General features: G+C 47.4%; 34 protein-coding genes and 1 pseudogene. 11 read left to right on the forward strand and 24 right to left on the reverse strand.

Features of this window, described 5'->3' with window-relative positions:
- Window positions 1–428: 428 nt before the first annotated feature.
- Entirely contained in the window at window positions 429–698 is a 270-nt protein-coding gene (locus DESHY_RS08145) for a hypothetical protein (protein WP_048818005.1), read from the forward strand.
- 152 nt (window positions 699–850) lie between these two features.
- Window positions 851–1,225 carry a DnaJ family domain-containing protein gene (locus DESHY_RS08150; protein WP_008411886.1) on the forward strand — a complete coding sequence of 125 codons (375 nt, stop codon included), beginning with the start codon at window positions 851–853 and terminating at the stop codon, window positions 1,223–1,225.
- A gap of 243 nt (window positions 1,226–1,468) precedes the next feature.
- Here DESHY_RS08150 and DESHY_RS08155 read toward each other — a convergent pair whose 3' ends face one another.
- Window positions 1,469–2,998: a YifB family Mg chelatase-like AAA ATPase gene (locus tag DESHY_RS08155; protein WP_008411887.1), complete on the reverse strand. Its 1,530-nt coding sequence runs from the start codon at window positions 2,996–2,998 to the stop codon at window positions 1,469–1,471.
- Window positions 2,999–3,345: 347 nt separating this feature from the next.
- On the opposite strand from DESHY_RS08155, the pseudogene DESHY_RS14885 reads away from it, so the two are divergent.
- The 7 genes and pseudogenes from DESHY_RS14885 to DESHY_RS08180 form a co-directional block, all read left to right on the forward strand.
- Window positions 3,346–3,504, forward strand: a pseudogene (locus DESHY_RS14885) (stalk domain-containing protein); the annotation flags it as partial.
- Between the two features lie 89 nt (window positions 3,505–3,593).
- Window positions 3,594–3,674: a hypothetical protein gene (locus DESHY_RS14890; RefSeq protein ID WP_420795117.1), complete on the forward strand. Its 81-nt coding sequence runs from the start codon at window positions 3,594–3,596 to the stop codon at window positions 3,672–3,674.
- A 164-nt stretch (window positions 3,675–3,838) separates the two neighbouring features.
- Window positions 3,839–4,186, forward strand: a complete 348-nt coding sequence (locus tag DESHY_RS08165) for a cupin domain-containing protein (RefSeq protein ID WP_008411891.1) — start codon at window positions 3,839–3,841, stop codon at window positions 4,184–4,186.
- 52 nt (window positions 4,187–4,238) lie between these two features.
- Window positions 4,239–4,991, forward strand: coding sequence for an SIR2 family NAD-dependent protein deacylase (locus tag DESHY_RS08170; protein ID WP_008411893.1), 753 nt, complete (start codon window positions 4,239–4,241; stop codon window positions 4,989–4,991).
- Between the two features lie 97 nt (window positions 4,992–5,088).
- On the forward strand, window positions 5,089–5,979 hold the full coding sequence (locus tag DESHY_RS08175; protein WP_008411896.1) for an MBL fold metallo-hydrolase: 891 nt from the start codon (window positions 5,089–5,091) through the stop codon (window positions 5,977–5,979).
- A gap of 47 nt (window positions 5,980–6,026) precedes the next feature.
- Window positions 6,027–6,185 carry a hypothetical protein gene (locus DESHY_RS14275; protein WP_008411897.1) on the forward strand — a complete coding sequence of 53 codons (159 nt, stop codon included), beginning with the start codon at window positions 6,027–6,029 and terminating at the stop codon, window positions 6,183–6,185.
- Between the two features lie 20 nt (window positions 6,186–6,205).
- Window positions 6,206–6,460 (forward strand): hypothetical protein, encoded by a 255-nt coding sequence (locus DESHY_RS08180; protein ID WP_008411899.1) that lies wholly within the window; start codon window positions 6,206–6,208, stop codon window positions 6,458–6,460.
- Window positions 6,461–6,468: 8 nt separating this feature from the next.
- On the opposite strand, the gene DESHY_RS08185 is transcribed toward DESHY_RS08180, so the two are convergent.
- Window positions 6,469–6,831 carry a YraN family protein gene (locus DESHY_RS08185; protein WP_008411901.1) on the reverse strand — a complete coding sequence of 121 codons (363 nt, stop codon included), beginning with the start codon at window positions 6,829–6,831 and terminating at the stop codon, window positions 6,469–6,471.
- 69 nt (window positions 6,832–6,900) lie between these two features.
- Between DESHY_RS08185 and DESHY_RS14730 the strand changes: the two genes are divergently transcribed.
- Entirely contained in the window at window positions 6,901–7,035 is a 135-nt protein-coding gene (locus DESHY_RS14730) for a hypothetical protein (RefSeq protein ID WP_274377193.1), read from the forward strand.
- A gap of 206 nt (window positions 7,036–7,241) precedes the next feature.
- Here DESHY_RS14730 and DESHY_RS08190 read toward each other — a convergent pair whose 3' ends face one another.
- The 22 genes from DESHY_RS08190 to ylxM all read right to left on the reverse strand — a co-directional run bounded on the left by DESHY_RS08190 (window position 7,242) and on the right by ylxM (window position 24,369).
- Window positions 7,242–8,672, reverse strand: a complete 1,431-nt coding sequence (locus DESHY_RS08190) for an NADH-quinone oxidoreductase subunit N (RefSeq protein WP_008411902.1) — start codon at window positions 8,670–8,672, stop codon at window positions 7,242–7,244.
- Complete coding sequence (locus tag DESHY_RS08195; RefSeq protein WP_008411903.1) at window positions 8,673–10,187, reverse strand: complex I subunit 4 family protein; 1,515 nt, start codon at window positions 10,185–10,187, stop codon at window positions 8,673–8,675. It lies immediately after the preceding gene.
- Window positions 10,184–12,121, reverse strand: a complete 1,938-nt coding sequence (gene nuoL, locus DESHY_RS08200) for an NADH-quinone oxidoreductase subunit L (RefSeq protein ID WP_008411904.1) — start codon at window positions 12,119–12,121, stop codon at window positions 10,184–10,186. Before nuoL ends, DESHY_RS08195 begins: the two co-directional genes overlap by 4 nt.
- A 23-nt stretch (window positions 12,122–12,144) precedes the next feature.
- Window positions 12,145–12,462 (reverse strand): NADH-quinone oxidoreductase subunit NuoK, encoded by a 318-nt coding sequence (nuoK, locus tag DESHY_RS08205; protein ID WP_008411905.1) that lies wholly within the window; start codon window positions 12,460–12,462, stop codon window positions 12,145–12,147.
- The gene (locus DESHY_RS08210) at window positions 12,446–12,967 is read right to left on the reverse strand and encodes an NADH-quinone oxidoreductase subunit J family protein (protein WP_008411906.1); all 522 of its coding nucleotides are present in this window, start codon (window positions 12,965–12,967) and stop codon (window positions 12,446–12,448) included. The genes nuoK and DESHY_RS08210 overlap by 17 nt, the downstream gene beginning before the upstream one ends.
- Window positions 12,968–12,969: 2 nt before the next feature.
- Window positions 12,970–13,452: a NuoI/complex I 23 kDa subunit family protein gene (locus tag DESHY_RS08215; RefSeq protein WP_008411907.1), complete on the reverse strand. Its 483-nt coding sequence runs from the start codon at window positions 13,450–13,452 to the stop codon at window positions 12,970–12,972.
- A gap of 7 nt (window positions 13,453–13,459) precedes the next feature.
- Window positions 13,460–14,509, reverse strand: a complete 1,050-nt coding sequence (nuoH, locus tag DESHY_RS08220) for an NADH-quinone oxidoreductase subunit NuoH (RefSeq protein ID WP_008411908.1) — start codon at window positions 14,507–14,509, stop codon at window positions 13,460–13,462.
- 21 nt (window positions 14,510–14,530) lie between these two features.
- Window positions 14,531–15,631 carry an NADH-quinone oxidoreductase subunit D gene (locus tag DESHY_RS08225; protein ID WP_048818029.1) on the reverse strand — a complete coding sequence of 367 codons (1,101 nt, stop codon included), beginning with the start codon at window positions 15,629–15,631 and terminating at the stop codon, window positions 14,531–14,533.
- A gap of 22 nt (window positions 15,632–15,653) precedes the next feature.
- The gene (locus tag DESHY_RS08230) at window positions 15,654–16,097 is read right to left on the reverse strand and encodes an NADH-quinone oxidoreductase subunit C (protein WP_008411910.1); all 444 of its coding nucleotides are present in this window, start codon (window positions 16,095–16,097) and stop codon (window positions 15,654–15,656) included.
- A complete protein-coding gene (locus DESHY_RS08235; RefSeq protein WP_008411912.1) occupies window positions 16,097–16,672 on the reverse strand; it encodes an NADH-quinone oxidoreductase subunit B in 576 nt (191 codons plus the stop codon). The genes DESHY_RS08230 and DESHY_RS08235 overlap by 1 nt, the downstream gene beginning before the upstream one ends.
- A complete protein-coding gene (locus DESHY_RS08240; protein WP_207635915.1) occupies window positions 16,663–17,025 on the reverse strand; it encodes an NADH-quinone oxidoreductase subunit A in 363 nt (120 codons plus the stop codon). Before DESHY_RS08240 ends, DESHY_RS08235 begins: the two co-directional genes overlap by 10 nt.
- A gap of 445 nt (window positions 17,026–17,470) precedes the next feature.
- Window positions 17,471–18,136 carry a ribonuclease HII gene (locus DESHY_RS08245; RefSeq protein WP_008411917.1) on the reverse strand — a complete coding sequence of 222 codons (666 nt, stop codon included), beginning with the start codon at window positions 18,134–18,136 and terminating at the stop codon, window positions 17,471–17,473.
- A 147-nt stretch (window positions 18,137–18,283) separates the two neighbouring features.
- Window positions 18,284–19,144 (reverse strand): ribosome biogenesis GTPase YlqF, encoded by an 861-nt coding sequence (ylqF, locus tag DESHY_RS08250; protein WP_008411919.1) that lies wholly within the window; start codon window positions 19,142–19,144, stop codon window positions 18,284–18,286.
- Window positions 19,145–19,221: 77 nt separating this feature from the next.
- Complete coding sequence (lepB, locus tag DESHY_RS08255; protein WP_008411921.1) at window positions 19,222–19,779, reverse strand: signal peptidase I; 558 nt, start codon at window positions 19,777–19,779, stop codon at window positions 19,222–19,224.
- Window positions 19,780–19,832: 53 nt separating this feature from the next.
- A complete protein-coding gene (rplS, locus tag DESHY_RS08260) occupies window positions 19,833–20,180 on the reverse strand; it encodes a 50S ribosomal protein L19 (protein WP_008411922.1) in 348 nt (115 codons plus the stop codon).
- A 121-nt stretch (window positions 20,181–20,301) separates the two neighbouring features.
- The gene (gene trmD, locus DESHY_RS08265) at window positions 20,302–21,057 is read right to left on the reverse strand and encodes a tRNA (guanosine(37)-N1)-methyltransferase TrmD (protein ID WP_008411924.1); all 756 of its coding nucleotides are present in this window, start codon (window positions 21,055–21,057) and stop codon (window positions 20,302–20,304) included.
- A gap of 13 nt (window positions 21,058–21,070) precedes the next feature.
- Window positions 21,071–21,580, reverse strand: a complete 510-nt coding sequence (gene rimM, locus DESHY_RS08270) for a ribosome maturation factor RimM (RefSeq protein ID WP_008411926.1) — start codon at window positions 21,578–21,580, stop codon at window positions 21,071–21,073.
- 15 nt (window positions 21,581–21,595) lie between these two features.
- Window positions 21,596–21,997, reverse strand: a complete 402-nt coding sequence (locus DESHY_RS08275) for a YlqD family protein (RefSeq protein WP_008411927.1) — start codon at window positions 21,995–21,997, stop codon at window positions 21,596–21,598.
- A 74-nt stretch (window positions 21,998–22,071) separates the two neighbouring features.
- Window positions 22,072–22,299, reverse strand: a complete 228-nt coding sequence (locus tag DESHY_RS08280) for a KH domain-containing protein (protein ID WP_008411929.1) — start codon at window positions 22,297–22,299, stop codon at window positions 22,072–22,074.
- A gap of 24 nt (window positions 22,300–22,323) precedes the next feature.
- Entirely contained in the window at window positions 22,324–22,593 is a 270-nt protein-coding gene (gene rpsP / locus DESHY_RS08285; RefSeq protein WP_008411930.1) for a 30S ribosomal protein S16, read from the reverse strand.
- Between the two features lie 39 nt (window positions 22,594–22,632).
- The gene (ffh, locus tag DESHY_RS08290) at window positions 22,633–23,973 is read right to left on the reverse strand and encodes a signal recognition particle protein (RefSeq protein WP_008411932.1); all 1,341 of its coding nucleotides are present in this window, start codon (window positions 23,971–23,973) and stop codon (window positions 22,633–22,635) included.
- A 42-nt stretch (window positions 23,974–24,015) separates the two neighbouring features.
- Complete coding sequence (gene ylxM / locus DESHY_RS08295; protein WP_008411934.1) at window positions 24,016–24,369, reverse strand: YlxM family DNA-binding protein; 354 nt, start codon at window positions 24,367–24,369, stop codon at window positions 24,016–24,018.
- A 186-nt stretch (window positions 24,370–24,555) separates the two neighbouring features.
- Here ylxM and DESHY_RS08300 point away from each other — a divergent pair, with 186 nt between their 5' ends.
- Window positions 24,556–25,965, forward strand: coding sequence for an aspartate aminotransferase family protein (locus tag DESHY_RS08300; RefSeq protein ID WP_008411935.1), 1,410 nt, complete (start codon window positions 24,556–24,558; stop codon window positions 25,963–25,965).
- Window positions 25,966–26,033 lie beyond the last annotated feature (68 nt).

The raw sequence follows: 26,033 nt of genomic DNA on the forward strand, positions 1-26,033 counted from the left end.
AGTGTGGGAGAGAAAAGGAGTGTGTGTCGAGTTATGTTGAGAGTTCATAATGTAACATTTGTGAAAGAATGAATACATTCGCAATAATTACCTCTCTTATATTTTTATTTGATTAGAATACAATTTTTGGGGGGGAAAACGCTTTTTTTTTAATTGGGGGGGGGGAGGGGGTCATTTTTTGTTTTAGAGATATAAAATTTTTATTCCCACCAAAAAACAAAAAATGTGAGTTGTTATTCGAAAGTTACCCATTCCCCCNNANANNGGGTTTTGGGCCCCGGGGGGGTGGGGTTAGTAAGGGGGGGGGGGGGATCAAAACTTTCCATAAAAAATATTCTTGGAATATTTTTACAAAAGTTTTTGGTTTTTTGTTGGTTTTCCGTTTTTTCCCGTTAAGGTTTTTTTTCGCCTGGGGGGAGGTTGGTGTTGTGTCACAGTTTTTATTTTTTTTTGATGACTTTTTTGACTGGACCGGTGGTGCATTCATTCATTTACTGTTTAAGTTTTCAAAAGACCGCCCGGCCCTTGGGGACCGGAAATTTCATCTTACAATATCTCCCGCTTTGTTGCAAGGGGAAGTTTTTGGTATTTCGTTCACCCCCCCTTATCAGCGGGGGAACTTTTATCTTCCACTTTTTGCCGCCTGCGGGCAAGTGGTATTTTTTAGGGCCGCTTCGAAGCGACGTTTTTTATGTTAACATACTTGCTTGCGTCTTACAAGTGTAAATTTTATGAATTATTGCTGTGTGGCAGGGAATATAATTGACTTTGTCTAAAAATCTATATAATGCTCATTATTTTTGCATATACCTTACTATCATGCTATTATTAAATGTCGGAAGGTGAAGCAATGGATATCTTTGCACTTTTGGCTGAAAATAAAATTCGCGAAGCTATGGAAAAGGGTGAATTTAACAACCTGCCAGGCAGTGGCCAACCGTTAAAACTTGATGATTTATCGCACGTTCCCGATGATTTAAGGGCAGGCTACAGATTATTAAAAAATGCCGGTGTGTTACCGGAAGAATTAGAAATAAAAAAAGAAATTATAACTCTGCAAAAACTTATTGACTACTGTTACGACCAGGATGAGAAACGTCAATTAACTAAAAAACTTAATGAAAAAATCCTGCGCTTTAATATTCTCATGGAAAACAGAAAGACCGGTTCCGCCGCCTTAAGTTATTACAAGCAAAAAATATACAGTAAACTTGGCGGATATTAAATTTTTATGTTACCACAATAATGCCTTGACAGTACCTTAAATGCCGCTCAAGGTGCTAATATCCGAACCGGGCCGGCCGGTCGGGATAATTGACCGGACAGCAAAAGCCGGTTGATTTCGTCCATGGAGTGCCGGGAAGTACCGGCGCTGACTGCCAGGTAAACGGACAGGCTTAATCAATGCTTGCTTCTCCCTTTGCGGCAGGCTGTTCGGATGACACCTAATTTCTTGGCAGGTAAAGTATTACCTGAACAGACGGTCCAACCCCCGGTATTGAATGGCTTCCGCCAAATGCTGTGAACATATTGCCTCACTGCCTTCCAGATCGGCAATGGTGCGGGCCACTTTTAAAATTCTGTCATGGGAACGAGGGCTTAAAGACATCCGCTTGAAAGCATCCTGGAGTAGCCTGGTACCCTTAGTATCCGGTTTGCAAAATTGTCTTACATCCCTGGCAGCCATAGCAGCATTGCAGGTAATGGCTAAAGCCTTAAATCTTTCCCGCTGAATTGCCCTCGCTTTTTCTACCCGGCTTTTAATCTCCTGTGAAGTTTCCCCTGCTGACGGTTCGCTTAGTTCTGTAAAGGAAATTTTAGGAACTTCTATATGAATATCTATGCGGTCTAACAGCGGGCCCGAAATACGGTTTATGTATTTTTGTACTTGATAAGGCGTACAGCTGCATTGTTTTTCTTGATCAAGCAAGAAACCGCAGGGACAAGGATTTGCCGCACCCACCAGCATAATGCGGGCCGGAAAAATAAAACTGGCTGCCACACGTGAAACACTGACACACCCGTCTTCCAACGGCTGCCGTAAAGCTTCCAGGGTGTCTTTGTGAAATTCCGGCAGCTCATCCATAAACAAAATACCCAGATGCGCCAGGCTGATTTCTCCTGGCTTGGGAACCCTGCCGCCGCCCACCAGACTGGCTGTAGAGGATGTATGGTGGGGCGCTCGAAAAGGACGTTTGGTCATTAATGGCTGTTGAGATGACAGCTGACCGGCCAGACTGTAAATTTTTGTAACCTCGATGGCTTCGTCAAAGGTTAGATCAGGTAAAATGGAAGGTAAACGTCTGGCCAGCATGGTTTTGCCGCAGCCGGGACTGCCCAGCATCAATACATTATGCCCCCCTGCCGCTGCCACTTCCATAGCCCGCTTGGCCGCCACCTGTCCGCGGATGTCTGCAAAATCCAATGTTTTTTCTACGGCTGACCATTCAGCCGTTATCTTTTCCGGTTGATAATGTTCTAATGGAAGTTCGCCTCGCAAAGCAGCAGACAGCTGGCCAAGACTTGTCAGACCGAACACCATAACATCCTGTACCAGAGCAGCTTCTGCAGCATTTCCCAGAGGGACTACTACTTTTTTAAATCCGATTTGCCGCGCCGCTAAAACCAACGGCAGAACCCCATTTACTTCACGAATGGATCCGTCCAGGGACAACTCGCCAAGAAACAGCATATCACCGTACAAAGCAGGATTGATCTGACCGGTGGCAGCCAGGATGCCTACTGCTATCGGCAAGTCGAAAAACGGACCTTCCTTGCGCAAATCCGCCGGCGCCAGGTTTACCGTAATTCTTTGCACCGGAAAAAACAACCCCGAGTTTTTAATAGCTGTGCGGACACGGTCTTTAGCTTCTCTCACTGCAGCGTCGGGTAATCCGATAATATCCAGCGCAGGTAACCCGTTCGATACATCTACCTCGACCCTGACTTTTTGCCCTTCTAACCCCAATAATGCCACGCTATCAACAATAGACAGCACAATATTGCCCCCGATACTTAAATGCTGGTAAGCCTTACCCGGCTACTAAGGTTACTTTGTTTAATTTCAACAAAATTCTGTCTTTTCCTTTTATTTTATTAACAGGTATAAAATATATTTTTAATAAAAACCCATCTGGCGAACTTAGCAAATCCTCGCGTCGTCTACTTTTAATAGGTACCTAAATTAATAACAACTCCCGGGAGGCAAAAATGAAGAAACTATCGGTTATTCTTTTGGTCGGCTGCTTGCTTATGAATCTGGCTACCGCCTATGCCGCTCCAACCAGCCAGGCAGTTTTTTTCCTTAACCTTAATTATTATGCAGTTAACGGCAACCGGCTTGTAATGGATGCAGCTCCCTTTATTCAAAACAATCGCATCTATGTACCTGTTCGTTACCTGGCCTATGCCTGCGGTGTTAAGGAGCAGGATATTAATTGGGACCCTGTAATGGAAACAGTAACATTAAAACTAAACGATAACGTGCTTCAGATGCAACTGGGCATTAACCAGGCCATACATAATAACCTGGTTGTCGACCTGGATGTAGCACCTATTTTACAACAGGTCGCACTTACCTGCCGGCACGTTGGATTGCCGAAGCATTTGGCTATGAAGTTAACTGGGATGAGCCAACCAAAAAAATTATGATAAACTCATTGGGATCGTTTTAATTGCATAACTGCCCCGCTGATTGTTCAGGCTCTGCAGCAAAAAACCCGCCAAACGGATAAAAAGGCGGGTTTCTTTGATGTATGAATTTTCGTTGTTTTCAAAGGAAAAGAACATTATTTGTCAAATAGTAGTAAAAGCTTAACTTTTTCAGGGGAGGTAAACCATGTTTGTTAATAATATCAAAAATATTAAAAAAGTTGACCTTAATGCTCCGGGTGTAGCCGGAGCCTGTAAGCAAACCTTAATCGGTCCTGCCCAGGGATGGGATGGCTGGGTTATGCGTCAGTTTTACCTGGCCCCCGGTGGACATACGCCTCGCCACTCACACCCCTGGCCACACATTAATTATATAATCAGCGGTCAGGGCACTTTATTCCTTAATGGCCAAAAATACTGTGTGGAACCCGGTTCTGTGGCTTACGTTCCCGCCGGTTCAGAGCACCAGTTTATTAATGACAGCCACCAGGAATTTTCCTTCATTTGCATAGTTCCTGCAGAGGGGGATGTTTGATAAAATTGTAAGAATAAGGGAAAATATTTAAAAGTTTACTAAAGAAAGGAAGTTGCAACTGGATTACCGGGTAAAAATCCATCGTTTAATCAGTTTAATACATCAGGCAGGCAAAGTGTTGGCCTTAACCGGTGCCGGCATTAGCACCGAAAGCGGCATTCCGGATTTTCGCAGCAGAAATGGCGGCCTGTGGGTACGCTTTGACCCCGCCGAGATTGCCAGTGTACAAGCATTAAAAAGGGATCCTGCAACTTTTTATCGTTTTCATTTACCATGGTGGCAAACTTGTCTCAAAGCCGCTCCCAATGTCGGCCATAAAGCCCTGGCCCAGCTGGAAAAAGCCGGCTGGCTGTTGGGGGTAATCACGCAAAATATTGACGGATTGCACCAGGCAGCCGGTTCTCAAAGGGTCTGGGAAGTGCATGGACATTTAAGGAACTGTCATTGCCTGGGATGCGGCCAAATATATGAGCTGAAACAACTATATCAAAGCTTTTTCTGTACCCAATGCGGCAATCTGCTGCGGCCCCAGGTTGTGCTTTTCGGTGATCCCATGCCGCCGGACTATTTTACGGCTGAAAAAGTACTGTCCGGTTGCCAGTTGTTGTTGATTATCGGCAGCAGCATGCAGGTTCAGCCGGTGGCAAATCTGCCTGCCCTGGCAAGGCAAGTGGTAATTGTCAACCGGGAAGCTACGCCTTGGGATGATTATGCGGAACTGGTTTTTCATGAATCAGCCGGTCAGGTGTTGAAGGACCTGGTTGCCGGTTTGCAAGGAAAAACCGGCCCTTATTTCTTTGCTTAGTGCTGCCGGTATTGGAAAACTGTCAATTGCTTTGTTTAGAAGGCAGCGTATTAAACTAAGAAAGGTTAAATATTTTACCAGGTCAGGAGGGGCTGTTTTGGCGCTGGAAAAAATCAAAGAATCTGTTCACATATATAAAGCACCCACTAATGTGGGCGTTATTACGAATGATGACCGGGAAGCTGTCCTTATTGATACCGGTATTGACGAGTCAATAGCCAGAAAACTGCTGCGGGAGGTGGAAGCAGCCGGCTTTCACGTCAAATATATAATAAATACCCATTCCCATGCCGATCATATCGGGGGTAACCCGTTTATCTCCGGACGCACCGGCGCATTGATCTGTGCTTCCGCTCTGGAAACCCCCTTTATTGAAAATACAATTCTTGAGCCTGCTATGCTTAACGGCGGCGCTTTTCCCTGGAAGGAATTGCGTAATAAATTTCTGCAGGCTAAACCAAGCTCCGTGGCCAAGCAATTGTCGGCCGGCCCGGTTCACCTCTGCGGACTGCCTTTAGAAATAGTGTCTCTGCCCGGACACAGCCTGGATCAAATAGGCGTTCTGTATGATGGTGTGTTATTTTGCGGCGATGCATACATCAGCAGCAGTTTACTGGATAAACATGGCATTCCTTACAATGTGGACATTCAATCATATTTGGCCAGCCTGGAAAAATTAGAATCTTTTGCCTGCGACTGGTATGTCCCGTCTCATGGCGCACCATCCCGTGATATTGCTTCTGATCTGGCCTGCAACCGCAGCAAAGTTATCGAACTGCTGGAACAAATAGACGGCCGGTTGACCGTACCATGGGAAGCGGAAGAATTAGTTGCGCAATTATGCTCCCAGCTGGGGATAAACGCTGCCAACCCCGGTTTGTTTTTCTTGTACCGTACTGCCGTAATGGCTTATCTTAGCTATTTATATGAACAAGGACGTGCCAAAACCTTTATCCAGGATAACAGATTATTGTGGCATAAGCAGTAAAAACTGTCTGTTCGGCTAAGTTAAATTTATACCAGAGGTGATGCAATATGCAACGGGAACGTCCCAGCTTTGCCAAATCCTTGCGAACCGCCGGCATACTGCTGATTATCATCAGCTTTTTTGTGGATCAAAAGGTTGAATTTGGGCTCTTTGGCATTGCCCTATTCGTTCTGGGAACCATGCAATTTAAAAAGCCAGGCAAATAAATTACAAAGGAGGGCCTGTTATGGGCGGCGGACCTAATCTTAACTTGCACCAATATGATAGTCCCCCCGGTTGTTACGAGGAGTTTAGTTTTGGCGTTCGCGGTACTGCCTGCTTGCGTTACGGCTGCACGCCGGCCTGTGTGGCCTGCCGTTATTCACGTCCCCAAAATATACCGGCTTGCTATGAAAGCTTACCGGGTTATCCGGAGGATTGTATTTCTCCTTATTTCAAACCGGCATGCAAAAAGTTCTGCCGCTATGCGCAGGGCAGCTAATCAGTTAATTAAAAAGCATTGGTAATGTGGGTTATTTTTTTGTTGTTATCATTAAAATAAACCGCCACTACATCAAAACGGCACGGCTTATCCGGCAGCTGCGGGTGAGCCAGCAAATATTGCCGTGCCAGCCTTCTGAGCTTGTTTTGTTTTCTGTAATCCACACTTTCTTCCGGCATGCCGTGGCTAACACCGGTGCGGGAGCGAACTTCCACAAATACCAGCGCACCGGTGGTATCCCTGGCTACAATATCCAGCTCACCCAGGCGGCAGCGGTAATTTCGGTTTAGTATTTGCCATCCCAGGCCGCACAGCATTTGATAAGCCTCATCCTCTCCCCTTTTTCCCACATCTTTTTTGCTTATTTTCATGGGACCACCCTCCCCGATCAGAATCCTGCTACATTCTTTCTGGGTTTGTAAGACTTTTCCTTTATCAAAATGAGCTTTTACATAAAAAATTACGCCTGCTTAGGCAGGCGGCAGAGTGTCGACAAACATTATCGGTGGTTTATGATCCCCTTTGGCTCCGGTCTACGCACCGACAGCACTATGATTCGCTCCGGTCGCCCTTGAGGTCGCCTCAAACGGGCCGTCCTGGCCCGGTTCGGCTGGCGCCCACGTCCTGTGGGCGCCACCACAATGGCTCCTTTCGCTCATCAAGTGCTGTGACCGGTGCTTCGACAAGTCGCCGACAGGGGATCATAAAACCACCTCACTTTTTTTACACCTTTGTCTACAGTCTGACGCCTGTTTAGGCAGGCGGGAGTTATTGTATTACCCTATGGGAGGAAGAAAGACTGCGCCGCTAAATTGGCCATCTCAGCCAGCGGCCCCGGGTAGATGCCCAGGATAACGGTTGTGGCCAAAGTAATAAATAAGGTTATGGTGGCAGCGGTACCCATTTCAATAGGTGTCGGATCTTGCGGATCGTCACGGAACATTACCAGAACCACCCGCAAGTAATAGTATACCGAAACCATACTCATAATTAACCCCAGGTAAACCAGCCACATATAGCCTTCGACAATGGTTTTAAACAGATAAAATTTACCCACAAAACCTGCCAGGGGCGGTATTCCGGCCATAGAAAGCAGGCAAACCAGCATCACGGTGGCTGCCAGGGGGGCCCTTTGCACCAAGCCGGCATAGTCTGCTATTTCGTCACTGTTAATTTTATTATTTACCGCCGCTACTACCGTAAAGGCACCCACAGTGGCAAATACATACAGGAAAGCATAAAACATAACCCCTTTAATACCCGCTTGGTTGGCAGCCAGCAAGCCAACCAAAATATAACCTGCCTGGGCTATACTGGAATAAGCCAGCATTCTTTTGATATTGGTTTGCGGGATAGCCGCCAGGTTGCCGATCAGCATACTTAAGGCAGCCAGAACGGCCACCGGCACACTCCATTGTCCGTGTAGTTCTGCTAAACCGCCGATAAACAAGCGGAGTATTACAGCAAAAGATGCTGCTTTGGATCCCACAGCCAGAAAAGAGGTTATGGGTGTGGGTGCTCCTTCATAAACGTCCGGTGACCACATATGAAACGGCACTGCCGCAATTTTAAAACCAAGACCGGCCACCAGCATAGTGACCCCGGCAACCAAGAGGGGCGAAGCTGCCTTTCCCATAACCGCCCTGGCCACCTGTTCAATAATGACTGTACCGGTTGCTCCGTAAACCAGACTCAAACCGTAAAGTGTAACCGCCGAAGACATGGCCGCCAGCAGCAAATATTTTATGCCTGATTCTAAGGATTTACCGTCACTGAATCGAAAAGCCGCCAGGATAATAAACGAGATAGTCATTAACTCCATACCCAGATAGAGCGTAATAAAATCACCGGCGGAGGACATAACTGCCATGCCTAAGGTGGCAAAAACCACTGTGGAATAATACTCAAAGTGGTTACCCACCTGTTGGTCTACATAACGAAGGGAACCAACAATAACCAAAATAGCTGCTATTAAGAATATTACTTTAAAGAAAACCGCATAGCCATCCACCAGGTACATACCGTTTAACAGTTCTCCCTGGTGCGACCGGTTAAACACTGTAAGACCCAGCACCAACACAAGGCCCAGCGCTGCAAAACTTCCTAAGCCTCGGCGAGAACCGGCAGGCACCAGCAGGCCCAACACAAAGATGGTTAAACCAAGGATAAACATGGCCAATTCGGTTGTCAGCAGGGAAAAATCAAGGTTCATTTATTTCCCCCCTATCTGCAGGGCTTCTTGAATATGAGCTAAAATAGGTGTTACCCCGCTATTCACCATATCAAACAAAAGTGAGGGAAGAATGCCGCCAATCACCAAAACGCCGCCCAGTACCACCAGCGGTACCAGCTCCGGCCCCCTGATGTCTTTAATATGGTTGTATTCCTCCCGGGCCGGCCCAAACAAGGTATTGGCACCCGCCCTTAAAACATACAAAGCAGTGATTATGATACCGGCAATGGCAACAACCGCCAGCCAACCAAATACCCGGAAAGACTCAACAAAAATTGTAAACTCAGGAATAAAACTAATCAAACCGGGCAGGCCCAGGGAGGCCATGGCAGCCATCATAAAGCCCACTGATAACCGGGGCGCCTGATGGGATAACCCCCCCAGATCGGGAATCCAACGCGTATGGGTTTTCTCATAAATAAACCCGATCATAGAGAAGAATAATGCAGCCATTACCCCGTGGGCAAACATGTTGGCTACCGCACCGTTTACGCCGACAACTCCCAGGGAGGCTACACCCAGTAAAACATAGCCCATATGGGATACCGACGAATAACCCACAACATATTTGAGATCCTTTTGCGCCAGTGCGCCCAGCGCAGCATAAGCCACACCGATAACACCCAGTACGGCGATCCAAGGTGCCCAGAATTTGGCCCCCAGCGGTAAAACGAAAATAGCTATCCGGATTAAGCCATAACCACCGATTTTTTTCAACACACCGGCGTGAATCATGGACACAGCAGTGGGCGCCCCGGCATAGCCGTCCGGCGACCAGGAATGAAAGGGCCACATCGAAAGCAGCGAACCAAAGCCCAGCAGCATTAAACCAAACATATAAATCTGGAATTGCTCCGGCAAGGCCACCCGGGCCAGCCCCTCAAAGCTCATGTCAGGTGTACCTGTAATGGCAACCGAGTGAACAAAAGTAGCAATAACCCCCACCAGCAAGAAAGCCGAACCTATCAACAAATATATCGTCAGTTTCATGCCGGCGTATTCTTTAGTCACCCGTTTAGAGCTCCCCCAAATGATTACCATAATATATATGGGAATTACCACTACCTCGTAGAACAACAGGAAAATAAATAAATCCTGGGCAATAAAGGTACCCATAACCCCGGCAATCAAAATCAGCAGATAAATCATCAGCTCTTTAGCCCGGTGAGTGACATTCCAGGAGGCAAAAACCGCTGCAAACCCGATCAGGTTAGTTAACAGCAACATGGGTAAACTTAAACCGTCCACCGCCATATAGTAGGAAACGCCCAAATCCTTAATCCAGGGAACCGGCCCGCCGAAATCCACCCACTGCAAGCCGCCCACGGTACGGTCATAACCAAAATAAACATAAAGGCTAAGCAGCAGGGCTAAGCCTGTACCAAAGGCTGCTACCCACTTGCAAAGTTTTTCTTCTTCTTTGGGAATAAACACAATAATTAGTGCAGCCAGCACAGGAGCCAGCAGGGTTAACGTTAATATTGGCATATTCACTGTTTTCCACCTCCTATGACACCGGCCGCTGAGGTGTCGCCAAAGGCCAGCACCACAGTAATTACCAGAACAGCCAGGAAAAACACCAATGCATAGGTCTGTAATTTGCCTGTTTGCAAATAACGCAGACCCTGTCCCGATCCCCTGGTTATCCCGGCCAATCCGTTGACTATACCGTCCACTACATAGATGTCAAACCAGTACAGCAGATTGGCACCGGCATCCACCACCCTGCGGGTAAACCACAGGTAGAGTTCATCCACGTAATATTTGTTGTAAGACAGCCGGTAAAGGGTGGCAAAACGAACAGCCAGTTGGCGGGCTGTCTTTTTCTCCTCATCCTTATAATACAACAGGTACGCCAGGCCAATGCCGGCCACTGCCAGCACCACTGAAAGCACCATCAACCAAATGACAGGTTCACCGTGATGAGCTTGCCCGTAGTGGATCCATTGCGACCACAGGTTGGCCCAAGGTGTTCCCACCAGACCCCCTGCAGCTGCTAACACAGCCAGCACAATCAGAGGCAAAGTCATGTTCCAGGGTGATTCATGCGGATGATTTTCTGGTTTTTCCTTACCGAAGAAAGCCAGGAAAATCATGCGCCACATATAAAAGGCTGTTAGAAAAGCCGTTAAAGTTGCCATAGAGAACAAAACATAACCCAGAGGGTGGCCGTGCTGAGCATAAGCCAGGGTGACGGCCAAAATTTCATCCTTGGACCAAAAGCCGGCGAAAGGTGGTATCCCTGCTATGGCAAGACCGCCCACTACAAAGGTCCAACCTGTTATGGGCATCTTTTTAAGCAAACCGCCCATCTCCCAAACATCTGCCTTGTGATGCAGAGCGTGCAGTACCGAACCGGCCCCCAGGAACATCAGTGCTTTAAAAAAGGCGTGAGTCCACAGGTGGAACATACTGGCGGATAAACTGCCCACCCCCAGCGCCAGCATCATATAGCCCAGTTGAGAAACCGTAGAATAGGCTAAAATACGCTTAATCTCTCTCTGGGTAACAGCAATGGTTGCTGCAAACAACGCTGTAAATGCGCCGGTAAAGGCTACCACTTCCATAGCGCCGGGTACTTCCGTAAACAAGAACAAGGTTCTGCCCACCAGGTAGACACCCGCAACCACCATGGTGGCGGCGTGAATCAGAGCAGACACCGGGGTAGGTCCTTCCATAGCATCAGGTAACCAAACATGTAGCGGAAACTGGCCGGATTTGCCGATGGGACCAATAAACAACAGGACAGCAATAATAGTTAGTAATTCCAGGGAAATGCCATACTGTGCAAAGTGAGGTACCCGTTGCGCCAGTTCAGTTAAGTCAAGGGTACCAAACACAATTTGTAAAAACAGCAATCCCAGCATCATACCAAAGTCGCCGATACGGGTAGTAATAAAGGCCTTTTTGGCCGCTTCCCGGGCGGAAACCTTAAAGGTGTAAAAGCCGATTAAGAGGAAGGAACAAAGCCCCACCAGTTCCCACATGACAAACATTTGCAATAAATTGCCGGAGATAACCAATCCCAGCATCGAAGCGGCAAACAAAGAAAGATATGAGAAGAATACCGAGTATTGCGGGTCTCCTTCCATGTAGCCGGTGGAGTAAATCTGTATCAGGGTGGCCACCAGGGACACCATAAAGATCATCATGGTGGATGTAGGATCCAACATAACTCCTACATGTACTGTAAACCCTTCCATACCAAACCAGCGCAAGGAGTAAACCAGCGGTTTTTCAATAAAATGAGGATTGGTAAATACTCCATAAGCAATGAAAGAAGCCAGCACAAAGGATGAAAAAATGGCAGCAATGGACAATGTTGAGCTAATCCTGGGCCAAGGTCTGGTTAGGAAAACAATCATAACAAAAGCCAGAGCGGGTAACAGCGGTACCAACCAGGCATGATTTAATGCAAATTCAACCATTCATTAACACCTACCTTCCATTCCTACCACTTCATCCAGTCAAAATCGTCCAGGTTAACCGACTTGCGCAGGCGGTAAATGGCAATGACAATGGCTAAGCCCAACCCCACTTCCGCTGCTGCCACTGTTATGACAAAAATAGCAAATATTTGTCCGATAAAACCCTCAGGTGTTAAAAACTTATTAAAAGCCACCAGGTTAATATTTACCGCTGTCAGCATCAGTTCAACAGAAACCAGCACCGCAACTGCATTTTTGCGGGATATGGCGCCGTACATACCAATACAAAACAGTGCCGCACTGAGGGCGACAAAATAGGAAGGATTAAGACCTGTCGCCATGTGATTTAACCTCCTTTACCAGCACCAGAGCACCCGTCAAAGCTACAGTCAGCAAAACAGCCGCTACTTCAAAGGGAATAACAAAATCATGCAGTAAGATGGGAGCCAGGTTTTGTACTGTTTGTGCCGGCACTGCCTGGCCGGGGGCTGCCCACCGGGCTTTCGCAGTAAGCAGAGCGACAACCATAAACATTCCGCCTGCCATGGGAGCAGCAATTTTAAAGCGCCAATTAACCGGGTTACTGTTGGCCATATCGGTACGCTGTACCAGCATGACACCAAAAACAATCATAATGCAAACCGCCCCGGCATAAACCAGCACTTGCACAGCAGCCACAAAATCCGCATTAAGCATAAGAAAAATTCCGGCAACTCCCACAAAGGTAACAATAAGCCAGAGAACGCTGTGCACCAGGTTCTTTAAAGTAACTACCAGCAGGGCGGATCCCAAGATTAAGCCGCTGAGCAAGACAAAGGCGAGCAATTCATAAATATTTGTTGACATGATTAACTACCCTCCTTGTCGGCTGCTTGGGCTGTCGCAGCTAATGCCTTGGCCGCCTCAGCAGCAGCCTTTGCGGCAGCTTGTTTGATTTCTGCCTTCTTTCTCTCTGCCATGTCCGGCTGTACAAATGCAAGCTTGGCAGCAGAGCGGCGATAACAGGTAAGCTCAAAATCTTTAGTGAATTTAATCGCGTCTTTGGGACAGGCTTCCTGACAGAACCCGCAAAATAAACAATACTGCAAGTCAAAGTCATACCCGATGACCACTTTCTTTTTTTCTACGGTTTCGGTTACCAATTTTATGACCTGGTTAGGGCAGGCATTGACACACATGTTGCAGGCAATACATTTGTCATAATAAAACTCCGGCCGGCCAAAGAAACGGTCCGGCAAGGGCAGCCGTTCTTCCGGGTACTGCACTGTCACCTTAGGCTGAAAAAAACGCTTTATGGTAATGCCCAATCCTTTGATAAGCCCTTTTGCCACGGTAAGCTCACCACCTTACGGCCTGGTACAGATATTTACCTATACCGGTGATAAAAATGTTAGCGATGGAGAGAGGTACCAACACCTTCCAACCAAACTCCATCAGTTGATCAACCCGAATACGCGGGTATGTCCAGCGGAACCACATAAACAGGAAAATCATCAGGTATACCTTGAGCAGGAACCAAATCCAGGAGGGAATAAAGGTAAGACCAAAGGGAGCGTGCCAACCACCTAAGAATAACGTGGTGGCCATGACAGATACCAACACCACGTTGGCATATTCAGCCAGGAAGAACATGGCAAACCCCATGCCGCTGTACTCGGTAAAGGGCCCGCAAATAATTTCCGACTCCCCTTCCACCAGATCAAAGGGCGCCCGGTTGGTTTCTGCAATACCGGCTATTAAATAAATTATGAATCCCAATGGTTGTAAAAAAATAAACCACACATTTTCCTGGGCCCTGATAATTTCGCTCATGTTCAATGTGCCGGTAAGGATAATGACCCCCACAATAGACAGAATTAAAGGCATCTCATAGCTTACCATCTGAGCCACTACCCGCATGCCGCCGATCAGGGAATACTTATTATTGGAAGCCCAGCCGGACATCCAAACAATTACGGTGGACAGAGACGCTACAGCCAAAAAATAATAAACACCGATATTCATATCAATGGCTACCATGTCTTTGCCAAAGGGAGCCACCGCAAATACAGCCAGAGGCGGCATAAAAATCAAAACAGGTCCAAGCAAAAATAACTTTTTATCAGCCAAACGAGGAATAATTATTTCTTTACTGATTAACTTACCAATATCTGCCGTAGTTTGTAATAAACCAAACGGTCCCACCCGGTTGGGGCCAAGCCGGCACTGCATGTATGCAGATACCTTTCTTTCCATATATACCAGCCAGAGGGCGCTGATAAGAATGTATACTAAAATGGCCCCCAATTTTAAAAACATCATTACAAAATCTGTTGCCAGGTCGGGTAGGCCGGCGGCAGCCAGCAAGGCCCGTAGCCAGCCGGCCGTATGCACAAAAAGGTTTTCCACGCTGCCTCACTCCCCCACTTTCTATGCGTCTACTTCACCTAAAACAATGTCTATACTGCCCAGGATGGCAATGACATCGGCAATTTTCCAGCCTTTGAGCATTTCATCCAGGTAACCCAAGTTGATAAAGGACGGCCGGCGAAAATGCACCCGATAGGGTCGGCTGCTGCCGTCACTGACGACATAAGTTCCCATAATACCCTTGGAACTTTCAATTTCTGCATAGGCTTCGCCTGCCGGCGGCTTAATCAGCTTGGGCACCTTCCCTTTAACGGGCCCGTCAGGTAATTGTTCTAAGGCTTGCCGGATAATTTTGGCAGACTGCTCCATCTCTAATATCCGTACATAATACCGGTCGAAACAGTCGCCTTGACTGCCTAACGGCACAGAAAATTCAAAACGATCGTAGACGCTGTACGGTCTGACTTTGCGAAGATCAAAGTTAACCCCCGAGGCCCGCAGTACCGGTCCGGACAAACTCATATCTATAGCCTTGGCTGCCGGCAATACGGCTACATTTTTGGTTCTCGCCTGAAAAATTTCATTTCCGGTGATTAAGCCGTTATATTCTTCGATTGCCCTGGGAAATTCATCAAGAAAACGACGGCATTTGTCAATAAAACCATCCGGAATATCGTAAGCCACCCCGCCGATTCTCATGTAACTGGGAGTTAAGCGAGAACCGCTGATCATTTCAAACAAGTCCATGATCTCCTCACGATCCCGGAAGGTATAAATAAAACCTGTCAAACCGCCAATATCAGCCGCATAGGCACCGGTAGCCACCAGGTGACTGGCAATTCTCGCTAACTCTCCCACAATAACCCGGATATATTCGGCCCGCTCCGGCACCTCGACATCCAGTAATTTTTCTACAGCCATTACATAGCCCCAATTCATCAGCATGCCAGCCAGGTAATCCAGGCGGTCTGTATAAGGAATAACCTGGGTGTAGGTACGGGATTCCGCCAGTTTTTCAATGCCCCTGTGCAAATAGCCCGGTATCGGCACGGCCTTTACCACCGTTTCGCCATCCAGGGTTAAAAGAATCCGGAATACCCCGTGGGTACTGGGGTGTTGCGGGCCCAGGTTAAGCAAAAATTCTTCGGTTTTCAGGGTCAAAGCTGTCACCTCTCTCCCACCTTTATTCTCTGCCGCCCTCATAGGAATAATCTTTCCGCAACGGGTGCCCCGGCCAGCTATCCTCCAGTAAAATTCTTCTCAGGTCAGGGTGGCCTTGAAAGGTAATACCAAACAAGTCATATACCTCTCGCTCCTGCCAAACAGCACCACCCCAAATAGGTACCATAGACGGCGCCACAGGATGCTGCCGGTCTATTTTGCATTTAACGTGAAGCATATCCGGCTTCCCAATAACAGCTAAGTCGTATACCAGTTCAAAATACTCCAGGTAATCTGCAGCGGTTAAATTGGTAAGAAAAATAAAGCCGTAGTTTTCTTTCAGATCCCGCATTAACTTAGCCAATATTCCCAACGGCGCCAACAGATAACCTTGCTGCGTAACCTCCAGTTCCGGATATTTAGCCGTCAGTTCCTGCATCATGGCAGCCTGCGGTTGGCAGCTCATCAGCCATTCACCACCTCAGGATTAATAATTTTTTCCTTCAATTTCATAAAAGCATGAATCACTGCGTCAGGCCTGGGGGGACACCCAGGCAAGTAAACATCAACCGGAATCAGCCGGTCAACGCCGGGCACCACATGATATGAATCCACAAAGGGCCCGCCGGAAATGGCGCAACTGCCCATAGCAATCACATACTTGGGTTCCGCCATCTGTTCGTACAAGCGCACCACAAAGGGTGCCGCCTTTTTGGTTACTGTACCGCAAACCAACATCACATCGGCCTGGCGCGGGGACGCCCGCATTACTTCATAACCAAACCGGGCTAAATCGAAGCGGGCCATGTTGGCCGCCATTAATCCTTCAATTGCGCAACAGGCCAGGCCAAAGCCCATGGGCCAGAGTGAGTTGGCCCGTGCCAGATTAAGCAGCTTTTCCAGCGGCCCTACAGAAACCAACCTGGCAACCTCTCCCACCACAGCCGGCTCTGCCCCAATTTTTTTTAATCTTGCTAAGGTTTCCTCGTACATTTCATCCCTGACCGCATTGGTTTGTTTGTCTTGTTCTTTTATCTCCATTCCAAAGCACCTTCTTTCCAGGCATACCAGAGACCCAAAACCAGAATAAAGATAAAAATAAACATTTTTATCAAACCGGCCAACCCCAGGTTAGTAAAACTCACTGCCCAGGGATAAAGAAAAATAACTTCTACATCAAAAATGACAAACATAAGTGCATAGGTAAAATACTGGTTTTTAAACTGAACCCAGGATGCCCCTTCGGTTGGCAAACCGCATTCGTATGTCTCTCCTTTATACCTGTTTTTGCTGCGAGGTTGAATCAGATAACTGGTTAGCAAGCCGCCGGCTCCAAAAATAATACCTACCGCCATAAAAAGTGCCACAGCTGCCCAATCTGACAAAACCACCATCTCCTTTCTCGTTGTCGTAATTTTCTGGACAAGCAAATTTTATCTTAAAAAAATGACAAAACCATATCCAAAACGTTAAAATGCAATTACCTTGCCAAAAATCTAAAAAGCCGGGGTTTTGGATCAGACAAGCTGAAAATCGTTTTAAGTCATAACGTCTTGTTCCATTATAGAACACTTATAATTTGTTTGCAATTGAAATTGTATCATACCAGAACAGTTATTAAGCGAAATGTACCAAAACCAATTTGCATACAGCGTATGTTGTCGGGCTTGCTGGTTCTAACTTAACTTACTTTTGGCTCCGTTGGTGTGATGCGTCTTACACTAACAGAGTGATATCCGTCACACCGGGCACGGCCGGATCGAGAGCCTTGGCAAAAATGTTATAACCTTTGCCTGACAAGCTAAAACGGGTTGATCCAAAGACCAACCCGTCTGATTCTTATTCTGTATCCTGGTTTTGAAACAATACTTGTTGTTCCGCCGCCAACCTGGCCATTAGTTTTTTTAAAAACGTCAGCCGGTGCAGGGGGGTGGGACCATGTTGTGCTAAAGCAGCCACATGTGCTTTGGTACAATAACCTTTATGACTGGCAATGCCGTAAGCCGGAAACCGGTTGTGCCATTCCAAACATTTGCGATCCCGAAAAACTTTGGCTAAAATTGAAGCAGCAGCAATGCCGTGCGAAATAGCATCACCATGCACAACCCCCTGTTGAGGAATATCCAAATCTATGCTTTCTATCCCGTCAATTAGTAAATAATCGGGTCTTACCGGCATACCTTGTTTATTTTGCAGATTCATTACCGCTTTTTTCATGGCCAGCCGGCTGGCTTGCCGAATATTAATTTGATCAATCTGACGGTTATCCACTTCCCCAATCCCGACCGCCAGGGCATGCTGCTGAATAATATCATACAAGGCTTCTCTTTTTTTTACAGTAAGTTTTTTGGAATCATTGACACCTTCAATCCACAGCCGGACAGGCAAAATTACCGCCGCTGCCACAACACTGCCCAGCAGCGGCCCCCTGCCTGCCTCATCGCAAAAGGCCACCAGTTCAATACCTTCTGCCCATAATTTTTGTTCAATATCCATGGAGACCATAAATTTACCTCATAACCCTTACTAATAATTAATTCTTTCAGAGTGTCGCCAAAGGTTATCGTGGGTTGATATGTTTTACAACCTTTGTCAACAGTCTTAGTTATTTATTCTTTGGCAGGTTCATCTTTCCTGCCCCAAGAAGGTTTTTTATCGGTCAAACGGCGGCATATCAAGGGTATACCTGCCCAGCAAACCTTCCCGGAATTCCTTTAGCAGCAGCTGGGCTGCCTTATGTACGTCAACCGTCCCGCCGGCCACCAGCAAGCCCCGGCGAGCACCGATGGCGGCCAGCAGGTCGGGTATGTTCTGAGGGAGTTCAGACAGCCTATATCTTTCTTTCAGCCTGTCCGGGTAATGACTAGCCAGCCAGCCGAGCAACCGTACTGCCACTTCGTAAATATCAAAGACCTGCTCTTTAATGGCACCTGTTATAGCTAACTTGTACCCTACCTGGGGATCTTCAAATTTTGGCCATAAAATACCCGGTGTATCTAACAATTCCAGCGATCCCTGAACCCTGATCCACTGCTGTCCTTTAGTAACCCCCGGTAAGTCACCGGTTTTGGCAGCCTTTCTGCCCACTAAGCGGTTAATAAAAGAAGACTTGCCAACATTTGGTATGCCCAGCACTAAACAACGGATGGCTCTGGGTCGCCTTCCCCTGGCCGCCAGTTTAGCCATTTGCTCTGCCACCAGGGCGGCAGCCGCCCGGGGAACTTCCTTCAAACCCTCACCTTTCAAGGTATCCAAAGCTATAACCTTCACCCCGGGGCGTTCCAAAGCCTTTAACCACAACTTGGTTAAGGCCGGATCAGCCAGGTCACTTTTATTTAGTACCACCAGCCTGGGTTTTTGCCCCAGAATCTGGTTTATCAGCGGGTTACCACTGCTTACCGGAATGCGGGCGTCCAACAACTCAATGGCCACATCAACTAATTTAAGTGCCTCCTGCACCTGGCGCCTGGCCCTGGCCATATGTCCGGGAAACCATTGTATTTGTGAACTCACGGCAATACCTCCAATGGTAAAAAAAGCTTCCGTAAGAGTTTACCCGTAAAAGGTCTCTTCGAAAGCTGTCTGAGCAATTATTTTACCAGACTGATGCGGTTCAGGGGCCAGTAAATCACTTCCGCCTTCCCCACAATTAAATCTCTTGCCAAAAAACCCCAAACCCTGCTGTCATCGCTGTTGTTTCTGTTATCGCCCATCATAAAGTAGTGGCCGGGAGGTACAGTTTGCGGTCCAAAATCTTGAAAAGTCAGGTCCTTGGGCAAATAAGGCTCCGGCACAGGTTTGCCGTTAATGTACAGGACACTGTCTTTTATTTCAACCGTATCGCCTCCCCTGGCAATCAGCCGCTTAACAAAATTGCGGCTGGGATCCAACGGGAATTTAAATACCACAATATCTCCGGGTTGGGGCTCTCTCAGGTGGTAAGTAATTTTACTGACGATAATTCTGTCTCCAATCAACAATGTTGGCTCCATGGAACCCGAAGGAATATAAAAGGGTTCCAGAATAAAAAGCCTAATAACAGCGGCCAGCAATACCGCTATCACAATTGATTCCAGCATTTCCCGCAGGGCCGACTTTTTTGGCTGGCTCGCCCCTTGTACTTCCTGCTGAGAATCCAACTGCTCCATGGTTTATTCCTCCCCAAAAGCCAAAAAGGGACTGTTGGCCAGTCCCCTTCGGTTTAGTGAGCGGTAAGTTCTTTAATGCGGGCTTTCTTACCACGCAGAGCGCGCAGGTAGTAAAGTCTGGCCCTCCGCACTTTACCGCGGCGTACCACTTCGATGCTGTCGATCTTGGGAGAGTGTAAAGGAAAAGTTCTCTCTACACCAACGCCATAAGAAACACGACGCACGGTAAAGGTTTCACTCAGACCGCCTCCGCGGCGACGGATGACAATACCTTCAAAGGCCTGAATACGTTCACGGTTGCCTTCAATAACCTTATAATTAACTTTTACTGTGTCGCCGGGTCTGAAAGAAGGGATATCCTTCTTAATGTGTTCTTGTTCCAAAGACTGAACGAGGTTCATTTGCTGTACCCCCTTCCTCGCCTAGGCGTTCGTACCTTTTCCCCAAGGCAGCGGAACACCCGTAATACACACATAAAAAATTATATCATAGACCTTAAAAAGGAGCAAGAATTTGTTAATGTTAAGATAAATTAAGTGACTGCAGCAAATGTAATAAATCTGCCAATATTTTTTTATCCTCATTGGTTAAAGTTGCTCTTGTCAGCAGCTCCGGCCGGCGTTCCAGCGTCCGCAAAAGAGACTGTCGGCGGCGCCACCGGCGGATGTTTTCATGGTGACCGGACAACAGAACTTCCGGCACCTCATAACCCCGGTATGATCTAGGCTTGGTGTAATGCGGATACTCTAACAAGCCATGATAAAAGGAATCATCCTCTGCACTGGCCGCTTCACCCAAAACACCGGGTATCATCCTGGCCACGGCATCCACCACCACCATAGCCGGCAGCTCCCCGCCGGTCAAAACATAATCGCCGATAGATATCTCATCGGTAACCAAGGCTTCCCGTACCCTTTCATCAATACCTTCGTAATGCCCGCAGACAATTACCAGGTGTTCCTCGCGGGCCAATTCTCTCGCATATTGCTGGTTGAAAGGCTCTCCCTGGGGACACATCATAATAACCCGTCCGGGCTTACCGCCATACTTTTTTTCCAGGTAATCAAAACATTCAAAAAGAGATTCCGGCCCCATGACCATACCTGCCCCTCCGCCATAAGGGGTATCGTCCACGGTGTGATGTTTGTTGCGGGAAAAATCACGAATGTTAATGGCATTAATTTGCAGCAGCTTTTTTTCCTGGGCCCGCTTTAAAATGCTGTGGCTGAAGGGACTCGCAAACATTTCCGGAAAAAGCGTTAAAATATCTATCTTCATGTTTTCACCTTTGTCAGATTAATCCTTCAGGAAGTTCCACTTCCATCCGGCCGCCGGACACATCAATTTTCTTAACGACAGACTTGATGGCCGGAATTAATATTTCTTTGCCCTGAGGCGGCTTGACTACATATACATCGTTGGCACCGGTCTGTAAGACTTGAACAACCTGGCCCAGTTCTCCAACTTCTTTATCAATTACCTTTAAACCGATAATTTGAAATATATAGTAGCGATCCTCGGGCAAAGGCATCAGCTCTTCCGGGGTAACCTGCAACAGGCCGCCTTTAAGTTTCTCCGCTGCCGTCATATCGGTTATCTCGGCAAATTTGAGAATAATGAATTGCTTATGCTGCCAAACTTTTTCTATGGTTAAGCAACTGCGTTGATTATTTAAAAAAAGTATAAGCTTTTTATTAACAGCAAAGCGTTCGGGAAAATCTGTAGCGGGCAGCACCCTTACCTCTCCCCGGTGGCCCTGCGTGTTAACAATTTCCCCTACCGTAATGAATTGTTCCGTCACAGTTATTCCTCCGGCTTACAAACCTCTGATTTCTACCACTCTGCCGTCTTCCAGAATAATTTCGGCTTGCATTAAACGGTGCCAATCATCTCCCACTTGCACCTGTACAAAACTTTCCACCTTACCCTGCAGCACTTCTGAACCGTTGACCAACTTGCCCACTTCTTTTATTTTATCCAGCAGTTTCAGCTTAGTATCCAGGCGGCTTTGTTTTTCCTGTTCCCATTGCGCCAGGGCAGCCTCTGCTGCACCGGGATTTTTCTTACTTATTTCCTGCAGTTTGCGAATTTGGTGCTCTATATGCTGCAGTTCTGACTCTAACCCAGCCACCCTGTGCCTGAGTTCTAAAGCCAGGCTTTTTTTGTAGTTGTCCGTCACTCGAATCTTTATCAAAACAGGGCGTGTAACGGTCAGCAAACAACCAACCCCCTAATATGATAGCAAAGGAGGCTTGACGCCCCCTCTGCAGTCCGGCATATAAAAATGCCGTTTCAGACAATTTCTACGACTACTTTCTTACGCTGCTTGGTTGCCGCAGCCTTAACCACCGAACGGATGGCCCGGGCAATACGCCCTTGTTTGCCAATCACTTTTCCCATATCCTCGGGAGCCACTCTCAACTCAATAACCACGGATCTTTCTTTTTCCACCATGGTTACTGCCACTTTGTCCGGTTGGTCTACCAGGGCTTTGGCCAGAATTTCTACCAGTTCTTTCACAGTTCTGGACCTCCCCTGTACACCTTAGGCCTCTTTGGTTTTGGCCCGGCCCGGGATAATACCTGCTTTGACAAACAGGGACTTGGCAGTATCAGAAAGCTGAGCACCTTTCTTCAGCCAGTCCTGGGCTTTGGCCTCGTCAATTTTTACCTCAGCCGGTTGTTTGACGGGGTCATAGTACCCAATTTCCTCAATGAAACGGCCGTCACGCGGGGAACGGGAATCGGCTACCACTATACGGTAAAAGGGGTTTTTCTTAGCCCCCATACGTCTTAGGCGAATTTTTACAGCCATTTTGCATATCACCTCCTTAGACAGGTTTAACAACAAATTTTATTGAAAGAAAGGCAATTTAATTTTGCTCTTCTTGCCTCCCTTGGTCATATTAGACAGTTGTTTCATCATTTTGCGGGTTTGTTCAAACTGTTTCAACAGCTGATTGACATCCTGCACCCGGGTGCCGCTGCCCCGGGCAATGCGTTTTTTACGGCTGCCGTCAATTTTTTCCGGATGCTGGCGTTCCCACGGAGTCATGGAATAAATAATTGCCTCCACCTGGGCCAATTCTTTGCCGTCCAGTTGCTGGTCTTTCAGCTGCTTGGTCAACTTGTTCATGCCTGGAATCATACCGAGAATTTGTTCCAGGGGGCCTAATTTTTTAACCTGTTGCAACTGCTCCAAAAAATCTTCCAGGTTAAAATCAGCCTGGCGTATTTTTTTATTCAACTTGGCCGCCTGCTCGGCATCAAAATTGGCCTGGGCCTTTTCAATCAGGGTTAATACATCCCCCATGCCCAAAATGCGATCGGCCATTCTGTCCGGGTGGAAGGGTTCCAAAGCATCTAATTTCTCGCCCATGCCGGCAAATTTAATGGGCGTTCCGGTTACCTTGCGCACCGACAGAGCAGCACCGCCCCTGGCGTCACCGTCCAGTTTGGTCATGATAATACCGTCCAGACCCAGCTTCCGGTTAAAGGTATCCGCCACGTTAACCGCTTCCTGACCGGTCATGGCATCCACCACCAGCAAGATCTCATGCGGTTTAACAGCAGTTTTTATCTCTGCCAGTTCGCCCATTAACTCTTCATTAATGTGCAAACGACCGGCTGTATCAATAATCACAACATCCTTACCGGTACTGCCGGCTTGATCCACCGCTGCCTGAGCAATTTTAACGGGATTTTCCTGACCCAGGCTAAAAACCGGTATTTGCAGTTGTTCACCCAGCACTTGCAATTGTTTAATTGCTGCCGGCCGATAAATATCCGCTGCCACCAGCAAAGGCCGGCGTCCCTGCTTGCTTAACAGCTTGGCCAGTTTACCGGCGGTAGTAGTTTTTCCTGCCCCCTGCAAACCTACCAGCATGATGATGGTGGGCGGTTTGGCGGCCATATTAATTTTGGCCTGGGTACCGCCTAACAACTCTGTCAACTCATCTTTAACAATTTTTATAACTTGTTGGGCAGGACTGAGACTTGCCAGAACATCCTGACCAACCGCCCTTTCTTTAACTTGGGCAACAAATTCTTTAACCACCTTAAAGTTAACATCAGCTTCCAGCAGGGCCATCTTTACTTCCCGCATTGCCTGATTAACATCTTCTTCTGTAAGGCGTCCTTTACCCTTGAGAGATTTAAAAATTTCATCCAGGCGTTCGCCCAATCCTTTAAACATGTCAGACGCCTCCTTTCTCCGGTCTGTTAAAGGATTCGCTGATTAGAACTCCTGCCTGTTTTGCAGGATCGATTGCAGTATTTGTATAGATTCGGCCAGCCCCTCCGGTTTTTGCCCGGCCTGATAACCTGTTAAGCAATTTAATGCTTTTTCTATTGATTTATACTCCTGGCTGAATTTACCAACCAGGCCCAGCTTTTCTTCATAGTTTTGCAGGATTTGTTCCGCTCGCTTAATGGTATCATGGACAGCCTGGCGGGTTACCTCAAACTGTTCGGCAATTTCCCCCAAAGATAAATCTTCCCCGTAATACAACTGAATAAAATTCTGCTGTCGCTCGGTGAGCAAGCTGCCATAAAAATCATAGAGAAGGTTTATCTTGTGAAACTCTTTCAAAGCGCAGTCCCCCTTGCACCAGGTATAAAGGACTTTCACTTTACAGATATATTTATTTTACTGAACACGGTCTTCCCTGTCAAGTTTAAAGATTTTATAGCCCCATCACAGCTTGTATTAAATTGTCATTTGTCCGGCCGGTCCACATATTTTATAGGTAAAAGAAAATCACGGAGGTGTTGACACTTGTCCCATCAGCATTGTTCCTGCGGCTGCAGCGGCTTTATTCACCTTGAACAGGCCCTTGCGTTACCGCAAAGCCAGGTAAAAGATCTGCACAATCGCTATCTGAATGCCAGTTTGGTTACGCTGCTCAGTTTAATTAATTTTGATCGACAGTTTGTAACAGCCAACGGTGTGCTGGTTTACGACGATCAGGGCAACCAATATCTGGACTTTTTAGGGGCCTATGGCGCTCTCAACCTAGGACACAACCATCCGGATCTTTTAGCAGTCCTGCACAAGGTGCAGTCCCGGCCCAATTTACTGCAAGCCTCCTTGAACGCTCTGGCTGCCGCCCTGGCCCATAACCTGGCAGCCCTGGCACCTGGCAACCTGCAGCGGAGTTTTTTCTGCAACAGCGGAGCAGAGGCGGTGGAAGGAGCCCTTAAGTTGGCCAGAATCGCCACCGGGCGTCAAAAATTTATATACTGCAGCAACTCCTTTCATGGCAAAACTTTGGGTGCTCTTTCGGTGACCGGACGCCACAAATACCGGCACCCCTTCAAGCCGCTGCTCAACCAATGCGTAGAAGTTCCCTATGGCGATTTATCTGCCTTACAGCAGCAGTTGGCAGACCGGGAGGCAGCAGCCTTTATTGTGGAGCCAATTCAAGGTGAAGGCGGCATCATAGAACCGCCCGCCGGCTACTTGGCAAAGGCAAAAAAACTTTGTGCCCGGTACGGTACCCTGCTGATCGCCGATGAGGTACAGACCGGCTTCGGCCGTACCGGGACATTTTTTGCCTGCGAAGCATACGAGCTGGTACCTGACATTATCTGTATAGCCAAGTCACTGGGCGGTGGCATTATGCCTATAGGTGCATACATCACCAGCGATGAGCTGTGGCGCCAGGCCTATGGCACCATGGATAAAGCCCTGCTGCACACCTCCACCTTTGGCGGCAACACGCTTGCCTGTGCTGTTGCCCTAAAAACCATTGAGATAATTATGGAGCAGGACCTTTGCCGACAGGCCAGGGAAAACGGCAGCTATTTACTGGCGCAGTTAAATAAACTGAAAGAGAAGTATCCTATGTTAAAAGATGTGCGGGGACGCGGTTTGATGATCGGTTTGGAATTCCGGCAACCGGCCGGCCATAAAACGTTCTCCTTCAAGTTTACCCTGAATGTAGTGCAAAAACTGGCCCAGGAATATTTAGGCAGCTTGGTAGCCGGCGAGCTTTTAAATAAACACCGCATTATCACAGCTTACACTTTAAACAATCCCAATGTTATCCGCTTGCAGCCACCGCTCATGGTAACCCGGGAACAAATAGACCGGGTACTAAACGCTCTGGAAGAAATATTGACCAAACACACAGGTTTTTTCAGTATGGTGGGCGCCGGGGCTAAAAATTTATTAATAAAATTGTGACCTGATGCGGCATCACACACCATGCTGAAAAATATGGTAAAATAATTAAAAAATGTGTGGAGGCCGCT

The organism is Desulforamulus hydrothermalis Lam5 = DSM 18033, from assembly GCF_000315365.1.
Classification (GTDB): Bacteria; Bacillota; Desulfotomaculia; order Desulfotomaculales; family Desulfotomaculaceae; genus Desulfotomaculum; species Desulfotomaculum hydrothermale.

Excerpts from the sequence above, each read along its gene's own strand:
- DESHY_RS08185 (WP_008411901.1), bottom strand. The coding sequence starts at position 6,831 with ATGAAAATAAGCAAAAAAGATGTGGGAAAAAGGGGAGAGGATGAGGCT.
- DESHY_RS08150 (WP_008411886.1), top strand. The coding sequence starts at position 851 with ATGGATATCTTTGCACTTTTGGCTGAAAATAAAATTCGCGAAGCTATG.
- DESHY_RS14730 (WP_274377193.1), top strand. The coding sequence starts at position 6,901 with ATGAGCTTTTACATAAAAAATTACGCCTGCTTAGGCAGGCGGCAGAGT.
- DESHY_RS08165 (WP_008411891.1), top strand. The coding sequence starts at position 3,839 with ATGTTTGTTAATAATATCAAAAATATTAAAAAAGTTGACCTTAATGCT.
- DESHY_RS08210 (WP_008411906.1), bottom strand. The coding sequence starts at position 12,967 with ATGTCAACAAATATTTATGAATTGCTCGCCTTTGTCTTGCTCAGCGGC.
- DESHY_RS08190 (WP_008411902.1), bottom strand. The coding sequence starts at position 8,672 with ATGAACCTTGATTTTTCCCTGCTGACAACCGAATTGGCCATGTTTATC.
- nuoK (WP_008411905.1), bottom strand. The coding sequence starts at position 12,462 with ATGGCGACAGGTCTTAATCCTTCCTATTTTGTCGCCCTCAGTGCGGCA.
- DESHY_RS08235 (WP_008411912.1), bottom strand. The coding sequence starts at position 16,672 with ATGGAGATAAAAGAACAAGACAAACAAACCAATGCGGTCAGGGATGAA.
- rplS (WP_008411922.1), bottom strand. The coding sequence starts at position 20,180 with ATGAACCTCGTTCAGTCTTTGGAACAAGAACACATTAAGAAGGATATC.
- lepB (WP_008411921.1), bottom strand. The coding sequence starts at position 19,779 with ATGGAGCAGTTGGATTCTCAGCAGGAAGTACAAGGGGCGAGCCAGCCA.
- trmD (WP_008411924.1), bottom strand. The coding sequence starts at position 21,057 with ATGAAGATAGATATTTTAACGCTTTTTCCGGAAATGTTTGCGAGTCCC.
- rpsP (WP_008411930.1), bottom strand. The coding sequence starts at position 22,593 with ATGGCTGTAAAAATTCGCCTAAGACGTATGGGGGCTAAGAAAAACCCC.
- nuoL (WP_008411904.1), bottom strand. The coding sequence starts at position 12,121 with ATGGTTGAATTTGCATTAAATCATGCCTGGTTGGTACCGCTGTTACCC.
- DESHY_RS08230 (WP_008411910.1), bottom strand. The coding sequence starts at position 16,097 with ATGAGCTGCCAACCGCAGGCTGCCATGATGCAGGAACTGACGGCTAAA.
- DESHY_RS08180 (WP_008411899.1), top strand. The coding sequence starts at position 6,206 with ATGGGCGGCGGACCTAATCTTAACTTGCACCAATATGATAGTCCCCCC.
- DESHY_RS08245 (WP_008411917.1), bottom strand. The coding sequence starts at position 18,136 with ATGGTCTCCATGGATATTGAACAAAAATTATGGGCAGAAGGTATTGAA.
- DESHY_RS14275 (WP_008411897.1), top strand. The coding sequence starts at position 6,027 with ATGCAACGGGAACGTCCCAGCTTTGCCAAATCCTTGCGAACCGCCGGC.
- ffh (WP_008411932.1), bottom strand. The coding sequence starts at position 23,973 with ATGTTTAAAGGATTGGGCGAACGCCTGGATGAAATTTTTAAATCTCTC.
- DESHY_RS08240 (WP_207635915.1), bottom strand. The coding sequence starts at position 17,025 with ATGGTGGTTTTGTCAGATTGGGCAGCTGTGGCACTTTTTATGGCGGTA.